We start from the raw sequence: 24,610 nt of genomic DNA, 5'->3' as shown, positions 1-24,610 counted from the left end.
CCCGGGGACAGGAGGCACGTGATGGCCGGAAGAGTCGAGGGCAAGGTGGCACTGGTGACGGGAGCGGCGTCGGGGCTGGGCAAGGCCGCGGCGGCGATGCTGGTGCGCGAGGGCGCCCGGGTGGCGCTCACCGACCGCAATGAGGCCGGTGTCCGGGAGGTGGCCGGGGCGCTGGGCGGGCCCGCGCGGGCCTGGGCGCTGGACGTCACCCGGGAGGCGGACTGGGAGCGGGTGGTGGACGAGGTGGTGGCCACGTTCGGCCGGCTGGACGTGGTGGTGAACAACGCCGGCATCGGCATCTCGAAGGACATCGAGGCGCTTTCACTGGAGGAGTGGCGGCTCGTGCACTCGGTGAACCTGGACGGGGTGTTCCTGGGCTGCAAGCACGCCATCCGCGGCATGCGGAAGAGCAGCGCGAAGGGCTCCATCATCAACATCAGCTCGGTGGCGGGACTGGTGGGGGTGGACTCCCTGCCGGCGTATTGCTCGAGCAAGGCCGGGGTACGCCTGCTGACGAAGTCCGTGGCGCTGCACTGCGCGCGCAAGGGCTACGGCATCCGCTGCAACTCGGTGCACCCCACGTTCATCGAGACGCCCATGGTGGATGACCTCGCCAGCCTGAGCGGCGACATGGCGGCGGGGAAGGCGCGGCTCGCGCGCATGATTCCGCTCGGCCGCATCGGCGAGCCGGACGATATCGCCTACGCGGTGCTGTACCTGGCCTCGGACGAGTCCAAGCTGATGACCGGCTCGGAGTTCGTCGTGGACGGTGGCACCACGGCGATGTGAGCTGCCTTCAACCCTGGAGGTCGCGGATGGGAGTGTTGATCCTGGTGCGGCACGGGCAGACGTCCGGCGAGTGGTACGACCGGGACCGGCTGTCGGAGCTGGGGACGCGTCAAGCGGCGCGGCTGGGCGAGGTGTGGGCGGCGTCGGAGCACATGTTCGAAGCGGTGTACGTGGGACCGGCCCGGCGGCACCAGCAGACGTGCGAGGCGGTGAGGGCGGCCTACCTGGCCCGGGGGCTGAGGTTCCCCGAGCCGGTGGTGCTGCCGGAGCTGGACGAGTACGCGGCGGAGCCGCTGTTCCGGGTGCTGCTGCCGAAGCTGGCGGAGCGGAACGAGCAGGTGCGCGAGGTGATGGAGTCGGGCGCGCTGGAGGGGCCGGACGCGGCGCCGCGGCTGTTCCGGTTGTTGGATCCGCTGGGCCGGGCGTGGGCGCGGGGCGAGCTGGAAGACCCGGCGGTGGAGCGCTGGAGCACGTTCGTGGCGAGGGTGGAGGCGGGGCTGCGGAAGATGATGCACCAGCCGGGGAGGAAGGCGGAGGTGGCGGCGTTCACGTCGGCGGGGCCGATGGCGGTGGCGGCGGGGCTGACGCTGGGGGCGAGCGCGGAGAAGGTCTTCGCGCTGAGCCTCATGGTGTGGAACACGGCCTGTACGGACTTCCTCTTCTCGGGAGAGCGGCTGTCGCTGCGGAGCTTCAACGGGACGCCGCACCTGCTGGAGCCTGAACTCCAGACGATGCGCTGAAACAAGGACGAGCAGGGGAGGGCGGAATGAGCACGCCGGAGTGGCTGGACCGGACGAGGGCGGTGCGTCCCGGGGAGGAGCTGGACGCCGCGTGGCTGGAGAAGTACCTGGCGGAGAACGTGCCGGGCCTGACGGGGCCGTTGGTGGTGGAGCAGTTCCCGGGAGGGCACTCGAACCTCACCTATCTGCTGCGGATGGGGGAGAAGGAGCTGGTGCTGCGCCGGCCGCCATTTGGAGCCAAGGCGATCAAGGCCGGGCACGACATGGGCCGCGAGTACCGGATCCTCAGCGGGCTGCTGCCGGTGTACCCGAGGGTGCCCCGGCCGCTGGTGTTCCGCGGAGAAAACGAGTCTCCGATGGGAGTGCCCTTCTACGTGATGGAGCGGGTGCGCGGGGTCATCCTCCGCGCGAAGCCTCCGAAGGGCGTGGAGCTGACACCGGAGTTCATGCGGAAGCTCTCGGAGAACTTCGTGGACAACCTGGTCGAGCTGCACGCGGTGGACTGGCGCGCGGCGGGACTGGGGGAGATTGGGAAGCCGGAGGGGTACCTGGGCCGGCAGGTGGCGGGGTGGACGGAGCGCTACGGCAAGGCGAGGACGGACGACATCCCCGAGATGGAACAGGTGGCGAAGTGGCTGGCGGGGAACCTGCCGGCGGAGCTGGCGCCGACGCTGATCCACAACGATTACAAGTACGACAACCTGGTGCTGGATCCGGACCACCTGCCGGGCATCCGCGCGGTGCTGGACTGGGAGATGGCGACGATCGGCGATCCGCTGTCGGACCTGGGGATGGCGCTGGCGTACTGGGCCGAGGCGTCGGATCCCGAGGATCGGCGGGCGTTGCCGTTCGGGCCGACGATGCTGCCGGGCAACCTGACGCGCGAGGAGTTGGTGGCGCGGTACGCGGAGAAGAGCGGACGTGACACGCGGGGAATCACGTTCCACTACGTGCTGTCACTCTTCAAGGTGTCGGTGATCGCGCAGCAGATCTACTCCCGGTTCAAGCAAGGCCTGACGAAGGACGAGCGCTTCGCGGCGATGATCACCGGGGTCCAGGTGCTCTCACGGACGGCGGCGCGGGCCATCGAGACGGGCACCCTCCGCCCGTAAAACCCTCACCAAGAACCCTCGCCAACACTCCTCGCCAACAACCCCTCTCCCCCCGGGAGAGGGACGGGGTGAGGGTATCGAGAGCCCTGGGTTCCCCTCGGTGTGCATCCCCTCTCCCTCTGGGAGAGGGCCAGGGTGAGGGTCTGGATCAGACGTTCCGGGTTCGCATCCGTCCCCACACTCCGCGAGAAGGTCACGCGGCAGTAGCCCACTTTCAGAGTGACGTGACACGGCCGGTAGGCCCGACATACCTACCGGGGCGGACCTTCCGCCTGAACGGCTGCTCAGTAGGGTGGCGAGCGTGTACGCCGAGCTGGTCTGCCGGTCGAACTTCTCGTTTCTGCGCGGGGCCTCGCACCCCGAGGAACTGATCCAGGCCGCGGCGGAGCGGGGACTGTCCGCCGTGGCGCTGGCGGATGGGGACGGCCTGTACGGGGCCGTGAAGGCCCACCTCGCGGCGAGGGACGCGGGCATCAAGTACCTGATCGCCAGCGAGCTGACGCTGATGGATGGCCCGCGCGTGGTGATGTACGCGCAGGACGCGAGGGGCTACGCGAACCTGAGCCGGCTCATCTCGAAGAGCCGGATGCTGCATCCCAAGGGTGAGGCGGGCCTGCCGTGGCGCGAGCTGGTGGAGGGAAACGAGGGGCTGCTGGCGCTGCTGCCGTACCCGGTGGCGGCGGAGCAGGTGGCGCCGCTGGCGGAGTCCTTCCGGGAGCGCTTCTACGTGGGCATGTGCCGCACGCTGTCCTCGGGAGACGAGGCGCGGGTGGCGCGGGCGAAGGACCTGGCGAAGACGCTCGGGGTGCCGCTGTGCGCGCACAACGACGTGCACACGCACCAGCGGAGCCGCCAGCCGTTGCAGGACGTGCTCACGGCCATTCGTTACAAGACGACGCTGGGGCAGCTCGGGACGAGGCGGCTGCCCAACGCGGAGCGGACGCTGAAGGGGCCGGAGGAGATGGCGCGGCTGTTCGCGGACTGCCCGGAGGCGCTGGAGCGCACGGTGGAGCTGGCGAGCCGCTGCAACGCGACGCTGGACGGGCTGCGCTACCACTTCTCGGAGCAGGATCTGCCGCCGGGACACACGACGGCGACGTGGCTGCGCGAGCTGACGTACCAGGGGCTCCAGGTGCGCTACCCGGCAGGTGTGCCGCCCGAGGTGGTGAAGCAGATCGAGCACGAGCTCAAGCTGATCGCGGCCCTGGACTTCGCGGGGTACTTCCTGGCGATCTGGGACATCGTCCGGTTCGCGCGCTCGAAGGGGATTCTGTGCCAGGGGCGAGGGAGCGCGGCGAACTCGGCGGTGTGCTACGCGCTGGGCGTCACGGCGATCGATCCGGTGCGGATGGGGCTGCTCTTCGAGCGCTTCCTGAGCATGGAGCGCAAGGAGCCGCCGGACATCGACGTGGACTTCGAGCACGAGCGGCGCGAGGAGGTGCTGCAGTACGTGTACGAGAAGCACGGCCGGCACCGGGCGGGGATGGTGTGCGAGGTCATCTGCTACCGGGGGAGGCTGGCGCTGCGCGAGGTGGGCAAGGCGCTCGGGCTGTCGCTGGATCAGGTGGACCGGCTGGCGAAGGTGGCGGGTGCTCACGGCGAGATGTCGCTGGAGCTGCTGAAGGAGGTGGGGCTGTCGGAGGATGACCGGCGGGTGCGGCAGACGCTCGCGCTGGCGCAGGAGATCGAGAGCTTCCCGAGACACCTCTCCATCCACGTGGGCGGATTCGTCATCACGCGCGAGCCGCTGGTGGAGATGATCCCCGTGGAGAACGCGGCGATGAAGGGCCGCACGGTGGTGCAGTGGGAGAAGGACGACCTGGAGGCGGTGGGCGTCCTGAAGGTGGATCTGCTGGGGCTCGGGATGCTGACGGCGCTGGCGAAGTGCCTGACGTTCATCAAGGAGCACCACGGGCGCGAGCTGTCGCTGGCCACGATTCCGGCAGAGGATCCGAAGGTCTACGACATGTTGTGCAACGCGGATTCGATCGGGGTGTTCCAGATCGAGAGCCGGGCGCAGATGAACATGCTGCCGAGGCTGAAGCCGCGATGTTTCTACGATCTGGTGGTGGAGATCGCGCTGATCCGGCCGGGGCCGATCGTCGGGGACATGGTGCACCCGTACCTGAGGAGGCGGGAGGGGAAGGAGCCGGTGGAGTACCCATCGGAGGACGTGCGGCGGATTCTGCAGAAGACGCTGGGGGTGCCGCTCTTCCAGGAGCAGGCGATGAAGCTGGCGATGGCGGTGGCGGGCTTCACACCGGCGGAGGCGGACGGACTGAGGCGGGCGCTGTCACACAAGCGGGCGGAGGAGCGGCTGGGACCGTTCCACCAGCGCTTCGTGGAGGGAGGCGTGGCGCGGGGATACACGCCCGAGTACGTGGACACGCTGTTCCGCCAGTTCCGCGGGTTCGCGCACTACGGCTTCCCGGAGAGCCACTCGGCGAGCTTCGCGCTGCTGGCGTACGCGTCCTCGTGGCTGAAGTGCCACTACCCGGCGGCCTTCACGGCGGCGCTGCTGAACTCGCAACCGATGGGCTTCTACGCGCCGCACACGCTGGTGGCGGACGCGCAGCGGCACGGGGTGAAGGTGCTGGGCGTGGACGTGAACCACTCGGGGTGGGACTGCACGATGGAGGAGGGTGGGGCGCTGCGGCTGGGGATGCGGATGGTGCGGGGGTTCCAGGAGGCGGCGGGACGGCGGGTGGAGGCGGCGAGACAGGGCACGCGCTTCACGAGCGTGGGCGAGCTGGCGCGGCGGACGCGGGCACCCCGGCACGAGCTGGCGCGACTGGCATTGGCGGGAGCGCTGGGGAGCATCAGCGGATCGAGGCGGGACGCGCTGTGGGAGATCCAGGCGCTGGGCCCGCTGGAGGAGAACGACCTGTTCTTCGGGATGGCGATGGACGGGACGCAGGTGGAGCTGCCGCAGATGAACGTGGCGGAGCGGGTGAGCAAGGACTTCGAGACGGTGGGCGTGTCGCTGGAGAAGCACCCGCTGGAGCTGTTGAGACCGGCGCTGCGCAAGCGGGGCGCGGTGACGGCGGCGGGGCTGGAGCGGGTGAGAGCGGGGGCTCGGGTGGCGGTGGGAGGGATGCTCATCTGCCGGCAGATGCCGCCGACGGCGAAGGGGTTCTGCTTCCTGTCGTTGGAGGACGAGACGGGGATCGCGAACCTGGTGGTGGCACCGGACGCGTACGCGCGGTTCCGCAAGGACATCCACGGCGCGCTGTTCCTGGTGGGGCAGGGGACGCTGGAGAAGACGGGGAAGGTGCTGAACGTGAAGGTGCAGCAACTGGAGCCGCTCGCCTCTACGCTATAGGTGTGGGGCTGGGGAGGTAGCTCATGCGCCGGTACAACCGCGCCCCTGATCGCGTTGTATTGCTGGGCCTCATTCTGGCCTGTGCACTCCAGTGGGCATGCGCGACCATCGTTTGAGGCGGCATACCGCCCTCTGCATTCGACTTCAGAAACGTCGTGCCTGTCAGTTCGAAGGACCCGAGCGGCTGGAAGGCCGCCAAGGTCAAGATTCTTCTGGGTCGGCTTTCATCGGTATTTCCGGCAGCGGCCTACTGCGACATCGAGGTGGGCATCCCTGAAATCAACTTTCGTGGTCCTGTTCCCGACGAGTTCGCACAGCTCGAAGCTGCGGCGGCTGCAGATGCGGCAGCCCGAATCGTGTTGTCCCAGGGGATTCCCCCTACAGCCATCTTGTGCCGTAGTTTTCAGGAAGAGATGGAACGCATTCTCAGCGCGGCCATCCCGGGAGTTCGCGTCACGAAGTTTCTGACGCCGAACGTTCCTCACAAAACCTTCCCGTGACCGGACGAGCAGCGGACATGGTTTCCGGTCCTGGGCGTATGGGCCCTGGAATCGGCGTTCCATTCCGGGCATGAGGGGAATCGCCGCATGGATACGCACTTCACTGCCGATGAGCTCATTGCGATCGTGCATCGCTTCTATCCCTCGAACCTCGAGGGCAACGATCCTCGATACGATGCCTCAGTGGAGTTCCAGCGGTTGATCGCCGCGCGAGAAGCCGCCATGGCGGACGCTCAGGTTCTGGGACTCCTTCTTCCAGCGCCTGCGCGATGCAGTGCCTGGATGCCATGTCGAGAACTGGTCGACGCTTCGTTACGACGCCTGCCGGAGATGCCGTGTCTACCTTCCGGGAACCACTCCGGCCTCTACAGAAGTAAAGGCCGTGGTTGGTCTCGTGAGCATTCTTGCGCCGGTGTTCGCCATCTATGCGTCCCACCAGACGTATGAAGGCCAGCGGGTTTCGAATACCCGCATCTACTTTCCCCCGCTCCCCATCGAGTTCCACGAGCACGGGGCCACATTGGATGGGCTCATCCGCTCCTCATTCGGCTTCGAGAGCCTGCCGAATCACATCCTCTTCACTCCTGTTCCGGACCTCCAGGTCGGCAACAAGGCACCTGAAAAGGTGCAGCTCATCGACTGCCTCTTCACGGACAACCGATGGTAATGGCTTCGAAGCCGCTCAATGGACGACGAGCCGGGCGCGCTGTCCTGCCGGGCGCACGCGGGCGGTGGTCCCCGCGTTGAATGCGAGGAAGTCCTCCTCCACGCCGTCGCTGAAGATGACGCCTCCCGCGGGCATCCGTGATTCCACCTGCAACTCCTGCTGCGCGCTGACGAACCCGGCCACCATGCTGGCCGCCGAGTGCCGGCTGATGAAGGGCTCGCGAACCACGAAGGCCAGCCGCGGGTCCTCCCAGGTGAGCCGCCACGGTTGGCCCGGCTGTCCACCCGTCGCCGCCGTGAGCCCCTGGGCGAGCGTGAACACCGAGGACAGCCAGCCGCTCGATCCCGCGCCCGTGGAGACGATGATGCCGCTGGAGGACTGGGACTCGGCGCGGCGCTCGTAGTGCAGGGTGTAGCGGGCGGAGACGTGGGTGCGCGCCCCGAGGAACAAGTCGTTGAACCCGAGCAGCCGCTGGCCATCGCTCAGCACCACCTCGGCGAGTGTCACCTCCCGGAAGCGGGCCTGCGACTCCAGCACGTGGCGCACCGCCACCCGGGCCTTGTCGACCCCGAAGGGCAGCAGCACGCCGTCGATGCGCTCGGGGTCCGGGTTGACGCCGACGATGGGCTGCGAGCCCACGTACTTGGCCACGTTGGCCACCAGGCCGTCCTGGCCCACCGTCACCACCAGCTCCTTGCCGGTAAAGAGGAAGGTGGGCACCAGCGAGCGGTCCACCTGCTGCACCGGCAGGCCGAGCTTCCAGCAGCTTGTGCAGCGCGTCGAGCGAGCGGCGGTAGGTGTCGTCCTCCCGCGCGTAGTCCTCGAAGTCCTGGCCGGCGTGCTCCAGGTAGAAGCGTGTCTGCGAGCGGGTGTTGAAGCGCTCCACCAACTCGGCGAGCCGCGTCTTGCGCGTGACGAGGACGATCTTCTCGTACTCAGCCATGGCGGCCCTGGTTTCCCGACGGGGCCGAGAGCAGCGAGCGCAGCAGATCCGGGGACACGTTCAGCTCGCCGATCTTCCCCGCGTTCTCCGCCATCTCGCGGAAGGCGAGGGCGATGTTCAGCCTGGGATCGTTCCCGCCGCCAGCCGCCGCCATGAGCACCTTCCAGTCCATGTCCCGCACCGGGGCGAGCGTCTTCTCCAGGGCGTAGGCCTTGGCCTCGGCGGCCTTGCGCTCGTTCTCGCTCCAGCGATCCATGAAGGAGGCGCGCTGCTCCTCCACGGCGATGTCCGCGGCGATCTGCGCCTCGCGGATCTGCCGCTTGCCGGCCTCCACGGACAGCTCGGTGGCGATCTCGCTCTCCTTGATGCGCCGCTCCTGCTCCACGGCGGCGTTGCGGCGGGCGTAGATGGCCTCGTCCGCGCGCCGCTGGAGGGCCTCGCGGGCCTCGGCCTCCAGGGCCCGAGCCATCTCCGGGGTGGGGCGCGCCGACAGCAGCGCGAAGCCCTGCACCTCCACGCCCAGCATTCGCACCGCCTCCGTTTCACGCAGCCCCGCGAGCACCTTGCCCTCGATGGTGGCCGCCTGCACCAGCACTTCGCGCAGGGGCATGGACTGCACCACCGTGCGGGCGCGCACCTGGGCGATCTGGACGAGCCGCTCCTCGAGCTTCGAGGGATCTTCCGAGGCGTACTCGCCCGAGGGCTTCACGGAGTAGTCCAGCAGCCCGGCGAGCAGCTTGGGGTCGGCGACGCGGTAGGTGAGCTGGCCCTGGAGGGTGACGGCCTGGAAGTCCTGGGTGACCTCGTTGAAGGCGAAGGGGACGTCCGAGCTGGCGAGCGGCACGGCGACCACGGTGGTGGTGGGCGCCCAGTAGAAGAAGGAGAGGCCCGGCCCCTCCCGCTTCACCCGTCCATCCTTGAACTGCATGACGTACGTCGTCGGAGGCGCCTTCATGTACCGGATGCTCATGGCCGGACTCTCTCTGGCTTCGTGTTTTATAAACACCGACATAGTGTCCATTGAACACGAATGCAACCGGGAATGAATCCGTGGAGGCTCCCTCTCCCTTCGGGAGAGGGCTGGGGTGAGGGTGTATGGCCCCACGGGTTGTGCCGCGCGTAACCAATGCGGCCACCTGGCGAAGCGGGCGGCTTGACAGTGGGACTCGCGACCACCTGAAATCGGGACCCTCCGGGAAGAGAGGCGTGACCATGTCGATTCATCATTCCTCCGCAGGGGGGCGGCGGTGCTCGCGAGTAGGAGCGTTGGCGCTGGTCGCGCTGGTGCTCCTTGGGGCCTGCACCACGGGCATGCCCTCGGGGGGACGGTTGAGGGCACAGCGCGACCAGCCGCCAGGGCCGCGCCAGTCCGCGCAATCTCGGGAGTGGACGGGTGCGGCCCGGGGCGAGGAGGGCAATGGCGCGCCGCTCTTCGCCAGGTTGCCCACGGACTTCGCGCCGGTGCGAGTCGGGGACGCGGAGTTCAACGCCGCACTGTCGAAGCTGGTGCTCGATATGCCGCTGCGGGTGGCTTCCTCCGCGCCTGGGCAGCGCGGCGGCGGGTTGGCGCCGGGCTCCGGTGGTTCGGGCGGAGAGGCGTGGCAATCAGAGCTGAACCGGTCCTATGGGCGTCACTGCGAGCAGCGAGGCACTCGGGGGGACTGCTTCACGCTGCTCGAGGACGGGCCCTACCTCCAGGAGGACGACAAGCGAAGCATCGCCATGGCCCTGGCGGTGGGGCCGGCACTGGAGGGCGTGAACGCGGAGGTGAGGGCCATGCTCGACCCGACGCGGGTGCTGGCGACGCTCAGCATCTCCATCACGGCCTATATGGCGCTGTTGGCGGCACCGGATCCGGTGCTGACCAAGGGCGTGGCGGCGGGGGCCGCATTGCTCTTGTGGGGCTACCTCGGGTTCGAGCTCTTCGATCTGATCCGGGCCTACAGGCGGCTCTCGGAGGAAGCGGCGCGGGCCACCACGTTCGAGGAGCTGCGCGAGGCGGGCGAGCGGTTCGGCCGGGTCATTGGCCCCAACAGCGTGCGCATTCTCGTGCTGGTGGGGACGGCGGCGGTGGGCGAGACAGCGGCACTCGTTTCCAGGGCGCCAAAGCTGCCGGGCTTCGGGCAGGCGTCGCGCACCGTCGAACTCAACACCGGCTGGAACCTGATGGATGCGGCGGTCGGGGCCGAGCGGGTCATCGTGTCGGTGCCCGAGGGGACGCTCCGGGCCGTGCTGCCCATGACGGCCGTGGCCATGTCGGGCCGGAGCGGTGGTGACAAATCCTCTGGAGGCGGGAGCGGGACACCCAAGGAGGGAAGGGTGCTTCCGAATGGGCACCGGGCATTCAAGTCCTTCGATGACTTCAAGGACTTCATGGGCCCGGCGGGCGAAGGGAAGCAGTGGCACCACATCGTCGAACAGCGCAAGGTGAACGTTGAGCGGTTCGGACCGGAGGCCATTCATAATACCGAGAATGTGATTGCCGTGGACAAGGTAAAGCATGATGCAATAAGCGCCTTCTACTCCTCCAAAGACCCTCAGGCCGGTGGCATGGTGGTGCGTGAATGGCTCCGTACGCAATCCTATGAGAAGCAACGCGCTTTCGGGTTGATGGTGTTGAGGCAGTTTGGAGTTGTCCCATGAAGAAGATGGAGGTGAAGAAGCTCCCAACGGATCAGCTTGTCGAAAAGACCAGAACCCTATCCGCAGAGAGGATGCGCGCCATCTACGCGGGCAAGCCAAAAGATGGAAACCGCATGTTCGATCTTCTCGTTGCGATTCACAGGGAGCTGCGGGCAAGAGGAATAGATGCTCAGCGTCAGTTGTTGGTGTTGCTCGATGATCCAGACATGGGAACTCGTTGTTGGGCTGCAACTGCGGTTATGGAGTTTGCGCCGGAAGAGGGGGAACGGGTGCTTGCCGATCTTGCAAAAAGCGCTGGTGGATTGGTTGGATTTTCTGCGGAGTGGGCATTGGAGGAGTGGAAGGCGGGAACTTTGAAGCCAATTTGATGTGGCGTGGTGTAAAGGGCGAGGGACTGGAACAATGAATCCCAAAGTGCTTGTCGAGGTTTTCGCTGAGCATGTTGCGGCACAGACTGACGCGATTTTTCGTGGGGACGCCAAGACAGGAAACAAGCATGCCAGGCGCTACTTGAACGCAGTCGACAAGTTGCTCACGCTTGGCGATACAGGACGGGATGCACTGGCCTCGTTATTTACTCACCCGAGAATGGACGTCCGAGTCAAGGCCGCAGCGTACTTGCTTCGCTATCGAACAGCAGAGGCCAAGGCGGTACTGGAGGAATCAGCCAGCAGCGAGGGCTTGATCCCCTTCATTGCCTCTGAGGTATTGAAGAATTGGGAGAAAGGGACTTGGGCGCTGGAGCCTGAGTAGGCCGGTCGCAACGACAGTTCTGACCCGGTGCAGCCGAGCTGAGCGGTGGGGCGGATGTCTATAGGAAGGGAATTTGGAAGTGAGTATCGAGAAGTGGGTAGATGATTTTGCCCGGCATGTTGCTGCGCAAACGGATGCTATCTTCCGGGGAGATGCCAGGACAGGCAACAAGCACGCCGATAAGCGTGTTGCTGCGTTCAAGAAGCTATGTGCTCATGGAGATGCAGGGCGGGATGCGCTCGCCGCGCTGTTCAAGCACCCTCGCATGGATGTTCGCGCCATGGCTGCGGCATATCTGCTGCGGCACCGGACAGCGGAGGCCAAAGCTGTCTTGGTGGAACTCTCGAAGGGCGAAGGGCTGGCTGCGTTTGGTGCATCCGAGGCCTTGAAGCGTTGGGAAGAAGGAGTCTGGGCCCTGGACCCTTCGGAAGCCGCCAAGCCAGCCCCAGAGGCTTCTCCGGCGAACGCTGAAGTGTTGAAGAGACGCACCATGAAGAAGGCGCAGTTGAAGGACCTTTCGATTGAACAGTTGATCGAAATGACCAGGACTGCTTCCGCCGAGAGGTGGCGTGCCATCAATGCAGGCAGGCCCAAAGACGGAAATCGCATGTTCGATCTTCTCGTCGCAATCCGCAGGGAATTACGGACGAGAGGCCTGGAGGCCCAGCGACGGCTGATGGGTCTGCTCGATGATCCAGACCCTGGGACTCGTTGCTGGGCTGCGGTATCCGTTTTGGAGTTCGCGCCAGAGGAGGGGGAGCGAGTTCTTGCTGAACTTGCGAAGCTGCCTGACAGCCTGGTGGGGTTCTCCGCGGAGATGACGCTGGAGCAATGGAAGGCAGGCACCTTCAAACCCCTCTGATGATTTTTCGAGGGCTCGCATAGACTTGAGGGATGCCAAGCGCGTCGAGTGACCTCCTCCGGCAGATCCGCCAGCGGCCCGGTATGTACGTGGGCGATACAGGCGGTTACGGCCTCCACCGGCTGCCGCTACTCCTGCTGCAGGCGGGAGCCCTCGCCGCGAGCGAAGGCTGCGGGGATGAAGTGAGCCTCCACCTGGAGGAGGGTGGCGCCTGTTCCTTCTCCTTCAACGGGTCCTTGTGGCCCTCACTGCTCGTTCCCGAGGCTCCGGGAGACTCGCTGGCGCGGTTGTTCACCCTGGCCGATGCCGACCTTCAGGCACCTCGTCCAGACGGCGCGCCCGAGCCGTTCCTCCTCGTGTCTCCCTACGAAGATCTCGCGCTCGCCAATGCGCTCGCTTCGGAGCTTGAGGTCACCCTCGCGGCTGGCGGGAGCACCTGGGTGCAGTCCTTCCGATGCGGAGAGCCGGCGGGCCCACTCCGAGCGCTCCCTGGCTCCGAGGGCGGGCCGCCTCCGTTCCGAGGCACGCGCATCCACTTCGTGCCAGATCCCTCCATCTTCGACCGGCCCCGGCTCTCCCTCCTGGGGTTGTCGTGGCGCATGGAGGAACTGGCCGCCCTGCACGAGCGTGTCTCCTTCCGTCTGCGCGATGACGCGCGCTCACTCGAGGCGCACCACCGTTTCGAGCGCGGGCTCGTGGACTACGCCGCACGGCTCTCAGCGCCGGAGCTCCCGCTCCATGCACCCTGGAGTTTTCAGGGGAGCCACGACACGACCCGGATCCGGCTCTCCCTCCAGTGGTGCGAGACACCCGGGAGTCGCGTGAGCTCCTGGGTCAACCAGCTCCGAGCCAGTGGGGGCACGCATCTCAAGGGGCTGATCAGCGGGATTCATGGCGCGCTCCATCATCATGCGGAGGCCACGAGGCGCACGCCGGAGTTCGGGGTCTACATTCCCTCGGTGCTCACGGAGGGGCTCACGGTGCTGCTCGACGTCACGGTTCCTCGGCCGGTATGGCTGGGTCCCGTCAAGGGAGTGCTCGCCAACGAGGAGTGCGAATTCGCGGTGGAGGAGCTGGTCCAGACGTGGCTGAGCCAGCGTTTCGCGGAGGAGCCCGCGGTGGCGGAGCGGGCGGAGCGGGTGTTGGACCACGTCATCGGGCGGTACATCGCTCGCGGGTAGCGTCTCTCCCAGCCGTCAGCTTCTGACGTGGAGCCCGGTCTGGCGTTAAAGTACCGCCATGGCTCGTCTTCTCCGAGGAGCGCAGCGGATGTTGCTCCTGGTGTTGGTCACGGTGGTCATCGCGTACGTGGGCCTCTGCGTGCTGGTGTTCCTCAACCAGCGGCACCTGGTGTTCCCGGTACCTCCGGGGGCCCGTGAGCCCTCGCTGCCCGGAGCCACGCTTCTGCGCATCCCCGGGCCGGAGGGGTCAACGGTCTACGCGCTCCACGTGCCCGCGCCGGCCGAGGCGCCCACCGTGGTGCACTTCCATGGCAATGGCGAGCAACTCGCGGATGGGGCTTGGCTGGCGCAGCGCTTCCAGGAGGCGGGGCTCGGCTTCTACGCGGTGGAGTACCCGGGTTACGGGCTCGCGGCCCAGCAGGGGCCCTCCGAGACTGGCATCTACGCGGCGGCGGAGACCGCGCTGGAGCACCTGCACCAGAAGCTAGGTGTGCCTCGGGAGCGCACGGTGTTGCAGGGGCAGTCGCTCGGCTCGGGCGTGGCGGTCGAGATGGCCAAGCGGGGCCACGGCTCGCGGTTGGTGCTCATCACGCCCTACACCTCCATCGTGGACGTGGGGGCCAGGATTTTCTCGTGGTTGCCCGCGAGCCTGCTCGTGAGGGATCCGTTCGACAGCGCGGCCAAGGCGCCGGGGTTGACGCTGCCGGTGCTCATCGTCCACGGGACGCGGGATGAGGTCATCCCCGTGGATATGGGGCAGCGGCTGGGAACCTTGTTCCCGAATGCCACCGTGCGCTTGCTCGAGGGCAAGCATCACAATAACGTGCTCGATCAACCGGCCACCCTTCAGGAACTGATGGAGTTCGCACGCAGTGCGACGCATTTGCCGGGCGAGAGCCAGCCAAAGCATTAAAGATAGGCAATTATAGTCATGATTTGCATAGAGGATTGGACAACCTGATTCCGATCGGGATGGGAGCGTGTTGCGTGGCTTCGGATTTGCAGGATAGTTACAAGCCCGATAGTGGTCAGCCCATTTTTTGGGAGTCGTGATTCTACTTTTTCTGATTGTCCTCCTCTGCTGAAGAGTTTTTGCTGCTTTGATATTCATCAAACCAATAGCTCATCCGAAAAACAGCAAGTGTAGCTGCCAATGCTAGGGAAAAGGAGTATATGAAAAGACAATATCCGAAAAACCAAGATGCCGGAACGGCAAGATCCAGTATTCTATTCCATTGTGGGATTAGTTTGATGACTTTTGCTGCCGTTGAATTGGGCTCTGGAACGAAGTATAGAGATTTCGCGACTAATGCTGATACGAGCGCGGTCAATTGAATGATGATGAAGTGCGCAAATGCTGCGCTAGTTCCTAGGAAAGGTGACTCTTGTTCTTTTTTGTCCGACCCGCTAATGATTGCTTTGAACTGCTCATCACCAAAGCCAATGAGAATTGCATAGCCGCCCAAGGTAAACCCCAACATGTTTGGGATGATGGATAGCACGCTGTCCCACCAATTTGGGTTGCTCCATGTGTTCCACATTAAAAATGTAACGGCAAAAGAGCCGTGTAGGTATGGTGAACTGAGCAAACTTCTCCACCCACCATACGCCGCCCAAAACTGTATCAGCAGTCTAAGGAGTCCTTCGTAGCTTTCGCGAAGGCTTGTCATTTGGGTATCCGGCTGCGAATGTCCTCAAGCGCCTTGATGGCTTTCTCGCGCATCACCTCGAACGCGTCTTGTTCCTGAGGGTTGAACGTTGCGTTCATGGTGAGTGGATGTTTTTCTGTTGACTTGTCAATCACTCTGCCCTTCTCGTCCAACCCATGGCCTCGCACTACGCCGTCGGAAAGTGCGAGAGTCGCCATTTTCCGCGTTTCGGGATCTGGGTCTAGGCTTTGTCCATGCTCGGCTTCCAATACCGTTGTTAGCTTGGCGGCTTTTTGTTTGCTTAGTCGTTCTTTTATTATTTTGTCATACTTCCCTGTGTCGTCAGGGTTCGGTCTTGAGATAACGATTTCAAGTTTGCGGAGTTCCTTGAGATTAAAGATGTTTTCTAGATGTTCGGATTGTTGCTCTATCTGTACATCTATTTGGTGTACGTCTGAACGCTGTTTGTTTTGTATTAGTATTTCCTGAATTATCCTTTTAATAGAACTGTGCGACAGGTCGAGCCTGAAGAATAGTCGGTGTCTAAGGGGGAAGAATACGAATTCTATTGCTTTGAATTCGGGTCTTAGATTTCTTGGTATGGATGCTAATTCTTCTTCGCTGGCCTCTTTGCCTGCAGCCTTATCGAACCATGGTCTGTCAAGATCGAAGTCAGTGTAGCAGTTGATTTTCCCAAAGTAGATTGGATTGTTTTTTTCTGAATCGGGAAAAAGTGAAAACTCGCCAATTATCGCGTAATTGTTTCCTCGGAAATTTGTTGCAGTGCGTCTTTTTTGGGCATTGTCAAAGAGTGATATATATGTTTCGGGGCTATGCGGTATCGTTTTGATGTTGAGAGCTCCGATACGTATTGTTTTTTCTAGGTGCATTTTTTATTTTGTTATGGGGAGTGAGTTCGATTTTTTGAGCGCGTTTCAATTAAGAATGAAGGAGGTTCACTTTACGTTACTAGCAGCCGCGCGTCGTCCAGGTCCATGTCGGCGATCAGGTCCACGCCGTTGCGCATGAGCCGCCGCGCCGCCGCCATGGCCCTCGGGCCGTGCCCGTGGTCCAGGCACCACTGCGCGTGCTCCACCAGCAGCGCCAGCTCATACGTGCGGCCCAGCGTCAGCGAGAACCGCCTCGCCCCGGCCTCCACCCCCGCCGGGTTCTCCATCGCCTTCATCACCCACGCCCGCGCCTTCTCCAGCGACTCGCTCGCCGCCGCCACGCACGGCCTCAGCCCCGCGTCCTTCGCCGCCCCCAGCCGCCGCTCCGCGTCCGTGTACAAGGCCTCCAGCGCGCCCCCCTTCGCCATCGCCCTCAGCGTGTCCAGCGAGAGCACGTTCGTCGTCCCCTCCCAGGTGGACAGCACCTGCGAGTCCGCCAGCAGCCTCGGCAGCCCCGTGTCCTCCACGTAGCCCGCTCCGCCGAAGCTCTCCACCGCCTCCGACGTCACGTGCACCACCTGCCGCCCCGTCGTCAGCTTCGCCAACGGTGTCACCAGCCGCTGCAGCAGCAGCTCCTCCTCCGTCGCCGTCCTCGCCTCCATCTTCCCCAGCAGCTCCACCGCCCGGAACGCCAGCAGGAAGCCGCCGTGGAACTCCGCCTCCAGCCCCGCCAACGTGTCCACGTGCAGCGGCTTCTCCGACAACGGCGCCCCGAACTGCACCCGCCGCTTCGCGTAGTCCCTCGCCAGCGCCAGCGCCCGTCTCATGCTCCACGTGGCGCCCATCGCGTTCCACGTCCGCGTCACGTTCAGCATCGACGCCATGTTCCGGATGCCGTCCGTCAGCCCCGCCACCGGCACCGCCAGCGTCCCGTTCAGCGTCAGCTCCGCCGTCGGCACCTTCCTCGTCCCCAGCTTGTCCTTCAGCCGGTTGATCTCAATCCCGTTCAGCCTCCCGTCCGCCCCTCGCGTCTCCACGTAGAAGATCGCCAGCCCCTTGCCCCCGGGTCCGTTCCCCTCCGGCCTCCCCAGCGTCAGCGCCATCTGCGCCGTCGTCGCCGAGGTGAACCACTTCGTCCCGTACAGCCTCCACCCCTCGGGCGACTTCCTCGCCTCCGTCAGCGTCAGCCCCACGTCCGAGCCGCCCGTCCGCTCCGTCATCCACTGGCCCGACGTCCAGAACGTCTTCGGGTCCCTCGACGTCAGGTGGGGCAGGGCGCGCTGGATCAGCTCCTCGTTCCCCAGCGCCAGCAGCGTTCGCGCCGCCCCGTCCGTCATCGCCAGCGGGCACGAGTAGACGTCCAGCGACGGCTGCACCAGGTAGTTCAGGACGAACTGGTGGATGCGCGAGCGGTCTCCGTTCTTCTGCTCGTACGCCACCGCCACCAGCCCCCGCTTCGCCGCCAGCGCCTCCGCCTCCTTCCACAGCGGTGACACCTCGATGTGGTCCACCCGGTGGCCCCAGGCGTCCCACTGCGTCAGCTCCGGCTCGTTCGTCCGGTCCCGGAGCTGGAACTCGTACAGGGACTTGCCTCCCAGCTCGCCCAGCTCCCGGAGCTCGTCCTCCAGCCCCGTCCGCATGTCCCGGGGGAGCACCCGGTCGAGGTAGCTGCGGAGCAGCGCGTCGTCGTCGTACTGGTTCCCAAGCCTCGGAGGTTCCTGGAAGAAGCTCATACCCGGCAAGCTAGCATCGAGCCGCTCCCACTTCCTGCTAGACTCGCTCGCCTCAACCCGGAGCAAACATGGCCGAGCAGCGGAGGCCGGGGGGCAATCCCCCTCCATTCGACTCCCCCGATTTCGAGACCGACACGAGCCGCACCATCACCCCGCGGGAGAGTCCCGCCGCGGGCAATGTGCTCTCCGCGCCGCCCCGGCCCCGGATGCCCACCGGGCAGGGGCCCGCGGCCCAGGGCGGTCCCCCGCGGCCTCCCGCCCCCGGCGGTGCCCCCGCCGAGCGCCGGCCCCTCGGTCCCAGCCCTTTCATCGAGCGCCGCGCCCCGAGCCCTCCCAGTCCCGAGGCCCGCCGCGTCATCTCCAACCTCCCCACGGAGCAGCTTCCCCCCGTCCCCGCGGAGCTGCGCCGCCAGGCCCCTCCCATGCCCAGCATGGACCTGGCCGCCGTCCCCATGGACAAGCGGTCCGCTCCGCCCGTGCCCAGCATGGAGATGGCTCCCGTCCCCGTGGAGCACCAGCGCCGCCCGGCCCCGCCGGTGCCGACCATGGATCTGCCCTCCGTCATCGTCGAGCCGCGCCGCGCCGGCCCCCCCGTCCCGACGTCGGAGCTGCCTCCCGTCCCCGCCGAGCTGCGGCGGCCCTCGTCCGGCGCCCCGGTCCCGGGCTCCGAGCGCAGGATGACCGGCACCCTGCGCCGCGCCGCCATCGCCGAGGGTGGGGGCGCCTCCAGCGCCACCACCATGTGGCCCGCCCAGCCGCGCACGCTCGCCGAGTCGGGCCTCACCGCCACCATGGTGGAGGAGCTCGTCCTCAAGGCCATCTTCTTCGCCGGCGAGATGCGGGGCATGGACATCGCCAACCGCCTCAAGCTGCCCTCCACCATCATCGATGAGGTCGTCGAGGGCCTGCGCCGCCAGAAGTACATCGACATCCGCGGCGGTGGCGGCTCCGGCGTGGGCAAGTCCACGATGATCTACCAGCTCACCACGTTCGCCACCGACGTGCTGCGGCAGATCCTCGATCGCAACCGCTACAACGGCCCCGCTCCCGTCACCCTCCAGGAGTGGATCGACTCGGTCAAGAAGCAGACCGTCCGCGGCAACCGCATCACCCGCAACCGGATGGAGGATCAGTTCGGCGACCTCATCATCCGCGACTACATCTTCGATGGCATCGGCCCCGCCATGAACTCGGGCCGCGCCATCTTCTTCTACGGGCCCCCCGGCAACGGCAAGACGGCCATCTGCCAGGGCATGGTCAACTGCTTCGATGGGGAGATCTTCATCCCCCACGCCATCCTCATCGACGACTTCATCGTCCGCATCTACGACAGCATCCTCCACAAGCCCATCGAGGATGATGCCAACACGCAGTCCTATGACCGGCGCTGGGTCCGCTGCCGCCGGCCCCTCGTCGTCGTCGGCGGTGAGCTCACCCTCGAGATGCTCGACCTCGTCTACTCCCCCGAGGTCAAGTACTACGAGGCTCCCTTCCAGATGAAGGCCACCAACGGGATGCTCCTCATCGACGACTTCGGCCGTCAGAAGGTCTCCCCCAAGGATCTCCTCAACCGGTGGATCGTCCCCCTCGAGAGCGATGTGGACATGCTCACGCTCCACACCGGCAAGAAGGTCCAGGTCCCCTTCGACGTCTTCGCCGCCTTCTCCACCAACCTTGACCCCAGCGAGCTCGTCGACGACGCCTTCCTCCGCCGCGTCCGCTACAAGCTCGAGGTCCAGCCCCCCGATGAGGAGCTGTTCCATCAGATCTTCGAGGTCATGTGCCGCAAGCGCGGCGTCCCCTACGACGCCGACATGGTCCAGTACCTCATCGACACCCACTACAAGCCCACCGGCCGCCGCTTCGCCGCGTGCCAGCCCCGCGACCTGCTCGATCAGATGATCGACATGGCTCGCTACCGCGGCAGGCCTCCGCAGCTCGATCAGGACCTGATCGATGCGTCCGTCCGCAGCTACTTCGTCCGGTTCGACAAGGAGCGCGGCGGAGGGCGGTGATTCGCGGGCTCGGAGTTCCCCACGGTGGGGAGGACGGGGGCGGGCACCCTCACCCCGTCCCTCTCCCGGGGGGAGAGGGGTTATTTCGCGAACGGGCCCCAGGGGCTGGGCTCGAGCCACTTCCGGACCTCGTCGATGGGGACGTTCGACAGCACGTCCACGATCGACAGGCCCACCACGAAGCGCTCTCCCTTCCGGCCCTGGTCGTACGCCGGATAGCGGAACTTCTGCCACAGCAGCCTCACCCCCGCATCCCGGAACGGTCCCGGCTTCAGGTACAGCGAGCCCACCGCCGAGTAGTACGTCTCCATCCCCAACTGCGTGCAGTACGACGCCAGCCGCCCCGTCTTGTCCGGGTGCGAGCGGTCCAGCTTCGACGCCAGCTCCACCCGCGGTTTCACGCCCAGCGGCTCGTAGAAGAGCGCCATGCTCGCCAGCAGCGTGCGTAGCAGTGAGCCCGGACCCCGCTCCTTCGCCGCTTCCGCGTAGAATCCTTCCAGTCTCGGCAGCACCTGGCTCCGGAAGTAGGGCCTCTTCCCGTACAGCATCGTCAGCGTCGCCAGGTGCTTGCGCGTCCACGGCTGTCCCGGGTCCACCGCCAGCTCGGAGATCCGCGTGTCCCGGTGCGCTCCCTCCAGGGGGATCGTCAGCCACTGGAACGCGGGCTCGGCCGGCGGGGGCAGGGGAGTGCCCGGCGGAAGTGCGACCCGCGCCCTCCGCTGCCAGCCCCTCCTCAGCCACTGCACATTGTCCAGCACCAGCAGCGTGTCCGCCCTCGCCACCTGCTCGTAGAAGTCCAGCCACGGCAGGTAGTGGGGTTGCTCGGCGACCAGGACTCCGGACCGCTGCTCAGTCACGGGCTCAGTGTAACCGGGTTCAGCGGCCCACGGGGGGCATACCCTCACCCCGGCCCTCTCCCAGAGGGGGTTTACATGCGCAGGCGCGCCACCACTCCCGCCACGTCCGGCGTGCCCCCCACCGTATATGCCAGCACGGGGCCCACCCGGCGCAGGCCCGGCGTCACCGGCTTGCGCACCAGCACCAGGTCGAGGCGCTCCGCCAACGCCGGCATCTCCAGCGCCAGGTCCGCTCCCACCGGCCGCGTGCTCCCCTGGCGGTGCGTCCACACGTCCACGTACCCGGCCAGCAGCAGCTCCCGGTACGTGGGCGCCCCCATCAGCCCCAGGTTCGCCGGCGTGTTGAAGTCCCCCACCAGCACCACCGGCAGCGGCTCGCCGTGCAGCGCCCGGATCAGCTCCCCCGCCTGCGCCACCTGCACCCGCAGCCCGTGCTCGTCCGGCGCGGGCTCCAGGTGCGTGCTGACGAAGCGGTACGTCCGGCCCTCCACCTTCGCCGCCACCGAGGCCCAACCCCTCGGCAGCGCCACCGGCTCCTGGCCCGGACGCCGCACCTTCCGGTGCGCCACGTAGTTGCCCGTCCGCGCCTCCTTCACCTCCACGTCCGCCCGCGCCAGGATGACGTCGAAGTCCGTCAGCCGCACGTCGTCGAAGGCCGGCGCCTCACTCGTGAGCAGCGGCAGCTCCACGTCCGCGTTGCGCACCCGCGCCACCTCCCGGTAGTGCAGCCCGCGCGCCGCCAGCTCACCCATCAGCACCGGCAGGACGTCCAGGTGCAGCTCCTCCGCCGGCCGGGTGCCCCCGAAGAGCGCGTCCCCCGGCGACTGCCGCCGCACCTGCATCACCCGCTGCAGCCCGATGAGGTGGGGCCGGGCATACTGAATCTCGTCCGCCAGCTTGCGCGCCCGCGCCCGCACGTCCTCCGGGTGCAGCGCCTCCAGCAGCTCCGCGGCACGCGCCGGCTCCTCCGCCCTCGGCGCCTCCAGCACCCGCTCCAGGTGCCCTTCGCCCGACAGCCCGCGCGTCATCACCGTGAGGGCGCCCGGGTCGAAGAGCTGGGACAGCTCGGACGCGGAACGCTCCTCCCGCCCATCCACCACCTGGGGCAGCGTCGCCACCTGACAGGCGCCGAGCGCCACCATCCACAACCCCACCGCGATGCCGTACCTCATCTGTGACCTTCCCCCCGGACCGGCCCCGCCCCGAGCAACCCGTGCCCGCCTGCCTGCCGCGGACAACCCCGGTGAGATAGGGCGCCCCTGCTCGGACGCCAGGGGGCCAGACCCCCTCTTCCTCCCGGCCGACCACCATTGAGCACGTCGAGGTCGCACAAACGTTGGACACGTGGCAATAATGCGGACCGCCTGCCCGCTCACCGGGCGGCCCATGGTCCCCCTTTGCGCCTCCCAACACTCCCCCACGTGGAGCGAACGAGGATAGGCTTGCGTCCAACGGAGAGCGGTTCTCCCGGAATCGGGTGCTCGTGGTGGACCGGAAGGGCCTCGATCTAGCAATCTTCTGTTTCCTCAGAATCCGCTCCTGCCTCCATGCGCTTTCTCCTCCTCAGTCGCGACGGTGACCACCCCATCGGGTCGGAGCTTCTCCCGGATGGGACACGAGGTCGTGGTCGCCTCGGGACCCGAGGTCACGGCCGCCACCATTTCCCTGGTGGATGTGCTCGTGGTCGGGGCCGATCAGGTCCGCGAGAAGTCCGATTGGTTCGGCCGGCTGCGCGCGCAGATCCGCGCCGCCGAGGTGTCCGTGCTCGGCATGGCCGCCAGCCTCACCGACGAGGACATCGCCCCGCTGATGGAGATCGGCGTGGACGACTACCTGGTGGCGCCCTTCCACCCGGTGGACGTGCGCGCCCGCATCGCCCTGTTCGAGCGCCGCTGCTACGCCTTCATGCGCCGGCAGTCCCACGAGGAGTCCGCGCGCGGGGAGATCGAGCGGCTGGCGGCCATCATCCAGACGCCTAACGACATCGCGCTGGCGGGCCTGGATCTGGACGTGGTGATGCGGCTCATCGCCGAGCGGGCGATGATCCTCTGCGGCGCGGGCGGCGCGGCCGTGGGCATCATCGAGGGCGAGGAGATGTTCTACCGGGTCTGCACGGGCTACTCGAAGCAGTTCGAGGGCTCGCGCCTGGCCATCGCCAGCACCATGGCCGGCACCAGCGTGCTGCGCGGCGAGGTGATGCGCACCGACGACACCGAGCGGGATCCGCGCGCCAACGTGGCCGCGGCGCGCCGGCTCAAGGTGCGCTCCATGCTCAACGTGCCCCTCAAGCGCGACAACCAGACGGTGGGCGTGCTGAGCATCGCCTCCCAGGTGCCGTTCGCCTTCGTGGACTCGGACGAGCGCACGCTGGAGCTGATGGCCGGCCTGCTCGGGGCCGCCATGGGCAACGCCGCCGAGCACGCGGCGAAGCAGGCGCTGATGACGGAGGTGGCCTCCATCGTCACCGCGCTCCAGGAGAGCCAGCACCTCTTCGACTCCTTCCTCAACAACAACCCGGCGCTCGCGTACATGAAGGACGAGGCCGGCCGGCGCGTCTTCGTCAACGAGCCCTTCCGGCGCTTCTTCGGGCTGGCTCCCGGCCTGGACGTGAGCACCATCCCCGACGAGCAGCTCATGCCCGCGGAGACGGTCGCCCACCTGCGCGATCAGGACGATCAGGCCTTCAAGTCCGGCCAGCCCTCCGTCTCCGAGAGCATGATCCCCACGCCGGAGGGCGAGCCGCGCCAGTTCCTCACCTACCGGTTCATCGCCCGCGACAGCTCGGGCCGGCGCTTCCTGGGTGGCGTGTCCTTCGACATCACCGAGCGCAAGGCCGCCGAGGAGGCGCTGCGCCGCTCCGAGGAGAGCTTCCGCGCCCTCATCGAGGGCTCGCCCGAGGCCATCTTCGTGCACCGCGGCGGGCCGCTGCTCTACGTCAACCCGTCCGCGTGCTCCTTCCTGCGGCTCAAGGCCAACGAGCTGGTGGGCCGCTCGCTGCTGGACTTCGTCCACCCCGAGGATCGCGGCGCCGCCGCGGGCACGCTGGATGGTCTGCCCGGCCGGGGCGCCTCCAACCGCGTACGGGAGATCCGCTTCCTGCCTCCCGGCGGCGGCCTGCTCACGGCAGAGATCAGCAGCCTGCGGCTCGTCTTCGCCGGCCAGCCCGCCACGCTGGTGAGCGCGAGAGATCTGACCGAGCGCAAGCAGATCCAGGCGCGCCTCGTCGTCGCGGACCGGCTGGCCTCGGTGGGTACGCTCGCGGCGGGCGTGGCGCACGAGATCAACAACCCGCTCGCCTTCGTCATCTCCAACCTGTCCTTCCTCACCGAGGAGCTGCACACCATCACCGGGCTGCTGCCCGAGGGGCGGCTCAACGAGGTGGAGGAGGTGCTGGCCGAGACGAACGAGGGCGTCAACCGCGTGCGCCTCATCGTCCAGGATCTGAAGACCTTCTCACGAGGCGACGAGGAGCAGCCCACGGCGGTGGATCTGCGGCGCGTCATCGACTCGGCGCTGGCGCTGGCCCGCGGCGAGCTGCGCCACCGCGCCACCGTGGTGAAGGACGTGTCCGAGGTGCCGCTCGTGGAGGGCAGCGAGGCGCGGTTCGGCCAGGTGGTGCTCAACCTGCTCATCAACGCCGCCCACGCCATCACCGCGGGTCAGCCGGACAAGAACGAGATCCGCGTCATCCTGCGCGCCGAGAGCAACCACGCCGTCATCGAGGTGAAGGACACCGGGTGCGGCATGCCGCGCGAGGTGTTGGATCGCATCTTCGATCCCTTCTTCACCACCAAGCCGGTGGGCGTGGGCACGGGGCTGGGCCTGTCCATCTGCCACGGCATCATCACGGGCTTCGGCGGGGAGATCACCGCCAACAGCGAGATCGGCCGGGGCAGCACCTTCCGCATCAGCCTGCCCGCCATCCGCAGCAAGCTGAAGGCGGGGTAGGGCGCG

At 66.6% G+C, this 24,610-nt stretch carries 21 protein-coding genes and 1 pseudogene; 15 read left to right on the top strand and 7 right to left on the bottom strand.

Translation table 11 applies throughout. The annotated features are described in order from the left end of the window. Positions 1-21 precede the first annotated feature (21 nt). The 6 genes from ACN28I_RS07700 (at position 22) to ACN28I_RS07675 (ending at position 7,130) form a co-directional block, all read left to right on the top strand. Positions 22-789, top strand: coding sequence for a glucose 1-dehydrogenase (locus tag ACN28I_RS07700; RefSeq protein WP_420941453.1), 768 nt, complete (start codon positions 22-24; stop codon positions 787-789). Between the two features lie 26 nt (positions 790-815). Next, positions 816-1,529 (top strand): histidine phosphatase family protein, encoded by a 714-nt coding sequence (locus tag ACN28I_RS07695; protein ID WP_420941452.1) that lies wholly within the window; start codon positions 816-818, stop codon positions 1,527-1,529. A gap of 26 nt (positions 1,530-1,555) precedes the next feature. Continuing rightward, a complete protein-coding gene (locus ACN28I_RS07690) occupies positions 1,556-2,641 on the top strand; it encodes a phosphotransferase family protein (protein WP_420941451.1) in 1,086 nt (361 codons plus the stop codon). Positions 2,642-2,933: 292 nt separating this feature from the next. Continuing rightward, entirely contained in the window at positions 2,934-5,963 is a 3,030-nt protein-coding gene (locus ACN28I_RS07685) for an error-prone DNA polymerase (RefSeq protein WP_420941450.1), read from the top strand. 155 nt (positions 5,964-6,118) lie between these two features. Then, entirely contained in the window at positions 6,119-6,463 is a 345-nt protein-coding gene (locus ACN28I_RS07680) for a hypothetical protein (RefSeq protein WP_420941449.1), read from the top strand. A 394-nt stretch (positions 6,464-6,857) separates the two neighbouring features. Beyond that, entirely contained in the window at positions 6,858-7,130 is a 273-nt protein-coding gene (locus ACN28I_RS07675; protein ID WP_420941448.1) for a hypothetical protein, read from the top strand. Between the two features lie 15 nt (positions 7,131-7,145). Here ACN28I_RS07675 and ACN28I_RS07670 read toward each other — a convergent pair whose 3' ends face one another. Both ACN28I_RS07670 and ACN28I_RS07665 read right to left on the bottom strand, forming a co-directional pair. Further along, complete coding sequence (locus ACN28I_RS07670) at positions 7,146-7,874, bottom strand: NAD+ kinase (protein ID WP_420941447.1); 729 nt, start codon at positions 7,872-7,874, stop codon at positions 7,146-7,148. Positions 7,875-8,065: 191 nt separating this feature from the next. Next, on the bottom strand, positions 8,066-9,043 hold the full coding sequence (locus ACN28I_RS07665) for an SPFH domain-containing protein (RefSeq protein WP_420941446.1): 978 nt from the start codon (positions 9,041-9,043) through the stop codon (positions 8,066-8,068). Positions 9,044-9,339: 296 nt separating this feature from the next. Here ACN28I_RS07665 and ACN28I_RS07660 point away from each other — a divergent pair, with 296 nt between their 5' ends. From ACN28I_RS07660 to ACN28I_RS07630, 7 genes and pseudogenes are all read left to right on the top strand, one after another. Beyond that, positions 9,340-10,716 (top strand): hypothetical protein, encoded by a 1,377-nt coding sequence (locus ACN28I_RS07660; protein ID WP_420941445.1) that lies wholly within the window; start codon positions 9,340-9,342, stop codon positions 10,714-10,716. Then, on the top strand, positions 10,713-11,084 hold the full coding sequence (locus ACN28I_RS07655; RefSeq protein WP_420941444.1) for a DUF2019 domain-containing protein: 372 nt from the start codon (positions 10,713-10,715) through the stop codon (positions 11,082-11,084). Before ACN28I_RS07660 ends, ACN28I_RS07655 begins: the two co-directional genes overlap by 4 nt. Positions 11,085-11,118: 34 nt before the next feature. Then, positions 11,119-11,469, top strand: a complete 351-nt coding sequence (locus ACN28I_RS07650) for a DUF2019 domain-containing protein (protein WP_420941443.1) — start codon at positions 11,119-11,121, stop codon at positions 11,467-11,469. Positions 11,470-11,548: 79 nt separating this feature from the next. Beyond that, positions 11,549-11,893: pseudogene (locus ACN28I_RS07645) on the top strand (DUF2019 domain-containing protein); the annotation flags it as partial. A 66-nt stretch (positions 11,894-11,959) separates the two neighbouring features. Continuing rightward, a complete protein-coding gene (locus ACN28I_RS07640; protein ID WP_420948591.1) occupies positions 11,960-12,331 on the top strand; it encodes a DUF2019 domain-containing protein in 372 nt (123 codons plus the stop codon). Positions 12,332-12,363: 32 nt separating this feature from the next. Then, entirely contained in the window at positions 12,364-13,512 is a 1,149-nt protein-coding gene (locus ACN28I_RS07635) for a hypothetical protein (protein ID WP_420941442.1), read from the top strand. 58 nt (positions 13,513-13,570) lie between these two features. Beyond that, entirely contained in the window at positions 13,571-14,425 is an 855-nt protein-coding gene (locus ACN28I_RS07630) for an alpha/beta hydrolase (RefSeq protein ID WP_420941441.1), read from the top strand. Positions 14,426-14,567: 142 nt separating this feature from the next. Here the strand turns inward: ACN28I_RS07630 and ACN28I_RS07625 are convergent, their stop codons facing one another. The 3 genes from ACN28I_RS07625 to ACN28I_RS07615 form a co-directional block, all read right to left on the bottom strand. Next, a complete protein-coding gene (locus ACN28I_RS07625) occupies positions 14,568-15,014 on the bottom strand; it encodes a hypothetical protein (RefSeq protein ID WP_420941440.1) in 447 nt (148 codons plus the stop codon). Positions 15,015-15,178: 164 nt separating this feature from the next. After that, positions 15,179-16,051, bottom strand: a complete 873-nt coding sequence (locus ACN28I_RS07620) for a DUF4747 family protein (RefSeq protein WP_420941439.1) — start codon at positions 16,049-16,051, stop codon at positions 15,179-15,181. A gap of 71 nt (positions 16,052-16,122) precedes the next feature. Further along, positions 16,123-17,784 carry an acyl-CoA dehydrogenase family protein gene (locus ACN28I_RS07615; protein ID WP_420941438.1) on the bottom strand — a complete coding sequence of 554 codons (1,662 nt, stop codon included), beginning with the start codon at positions 17,782-17,784 and terminating at the stop codon, positions 16,123-16,125. Between the two features lie 68 nt (positions 17,785-17,852). Between ACN28I_RS07615 and ACN28I_RS07610 the strand changes: the two genes are divergently transcribed. Next, a complete protein-coding gene (locus tag ACN28I_RS07610) occupies positions 17,853-19,799 on the top strand; it encodes an ATPase (RefSeq protein WP_420941437.1) in 1,947 nt (648 codons plus the stop codon). An 80-nt stretch (positions 19,800-19,879) separates the two neighbouring features. Here the strand turns inward: ACN28I_RS07610 and ACN28I_RS07605 are convergent, their stop codons facing one another. Both ACN28I_RS07605 and ACN28I_RS07600 read right to left on the bottom strand, forming a co-directional pair. Then, a complete protein-coding gene (locus tag ACN28I_RS07605; RefSeq protein WP_420941436.1) occupies positions 19,880-20,656 on the bottom strand; it encodes a WbqC family protein in 777 nt (258 codons plus the stop codon). Positions 20,657-20,727: 71 nt separating this feature from the next. Next, positions 20,728-21,828, bottom strand: coding sequence for an endonuclease/exonuclease/phosphatase family protein (locus ACN28I_RS07600; RefSeq protein WP_420941435.1), 1,101 nt, complete (start codon positions 21,826-21,828; stop codon positions 20,728-20,730). Between the two features lie 436 nt (positions 21,829-22,264). Here ACN28I_RS07600 and ACN28I_RS07595 point away from each other — a divergent pair, with 436 nt between their 5' ends. Continuing rightward, positions 22,265-24,604 carry an ATP-binding protein gene (locus ACN28I_RS07595; RefSeq protein ID WP_420941434.1) on the top strand — a complete coding sequence of 780 codons (2,340 nt, stop codon included), beginning with the start codon at positions 22,265-22,267 and terminating at the stop codon, positions 24,602-24,604. Positions 24,605-24,610: the final 6 nt, after the last annotated feature.

This window comes from Archangium gephyra (assembly GCF_049060025.1).
Lineage (GTDB): Bacteria > Myxococcota > Myxococcia > Myxococcales > Myxococcaceae > Archangium > Archangium gephyra_A.
The sequence above is the reverse complement of the archived record's forward strand: the minus strand, read 5'-3'. Positions and strand labels throughout refer to the sequence as shown.

What these genes read in the sequence shown, in the direction of transcription:
- ACN28I_RS07610 (WP_420941437.1), top strand. Translation starts at nt 17,853, where the DNA reads ATGGCCGAGCAGCGGAGGCCGGGGGGCAATCCCCCTCCATTCGACTCC.
- ACN28I_RS07690 (WP_420941451.1), top strand. Translation starts at nt 1,556, where the DNA reads ATGAGCACGCCGGAGTGGCTGGACCGGACGAGGGCGGTGCGTCCCGGG.
- ACN28I_RS07595 (WP_420941434.1), top strand. Translation starts at nt 22,265, where the DNA reads ATGGGACACGAGGTCGTGGTCGCCTCGGGACCCGAGGTCACGGCCGCC.
- ACN28I_RS07615 (WP_420941438.1), bottom strand. Translation starts at nt 17,784, where the DNA reads ATGAGCTTCTTCCAGGAACCTCCGAGGCTTGGGAACCAGTACGACGAC.
- ACN28I_RS07600 (WP_420941435.1), bottom strand. Translation starts at nt 21,828, where the DNA reads ATGAGGTACGGCATCGCGGTGGGGTTGTGGATGGTGGCGCTCGGCGCC.
- ACN28I_RS07700 (WP_420941453.1), top strand. Translation starts at nt 22, where the DNA reads ATGGCCGGAAGAGTCGAGGGCAAGGTGGCACTGGTGACGGGAGCGGCG.
- ACN28I_RS07655 (WP_420941444.1), top strand. Translation starts at nt 10,713, where the DNA reads ATGAAGAAGATGGAGGTGAAGAAGCTCCCAACGGATCAGCTTGTCGAA.
- ACN28I_RS07630 (WP_420941441.1), top strand. Translation starts at nt 13,571, where the DNA reads ATGGCTCGTCTTCTCCGAGGAGCGCAGCGGATGTTGCTCCTGGTGTTG.
- ACN28I_RS07695 (WP_420941452.1), top strand. Translation starts at nt 816, where the DNA reads ATGGGAGTGTTGATCCTGGTGCGGCACGGGCAGACGTCCGGCGAGTGG.
- ACN28I_RS07665 (WP_420941446.1), bottom strand. Translation starts at nt 9,043, where the DNA reads ATGAGCATCCGGTACATGAAGGCGCCTCCGACGACGTACGTCATGCAG.
- ACN28I_RS07635 (WP_420941442.1), top strand. Translation starts at nt 12,364, where the DNA reads ATGCCAAGCGCGTCGAGTGACCTCCTCCGGCAGATCCGCCAGCGGCCC.
- ACN28I_RS07650 (WP_420941443.1), top strand. Translation starts at nt 11,119, where the DNA reads ATGAATCCCAAAGTGCTTGTCGAGGTTTTCGCTGAGCATGTTGCGGCA.
- ACN28I_RS07620 (WP_420941439.1), bottom strand. Translation starts at nt 16,051, where the DNA reads ATGCACCTAGAAAAAACAATACGTATCGGAGCTCTCAACATCAAAACG.
- ACN28I_RS07640 (WP_420948591.1), top strand. Translation starts at nt 11,960, where the DNA reads ATGAAGAAGGCGCAGTTGAAGGACCTTTCGATTGAACAGTTGATCGAA.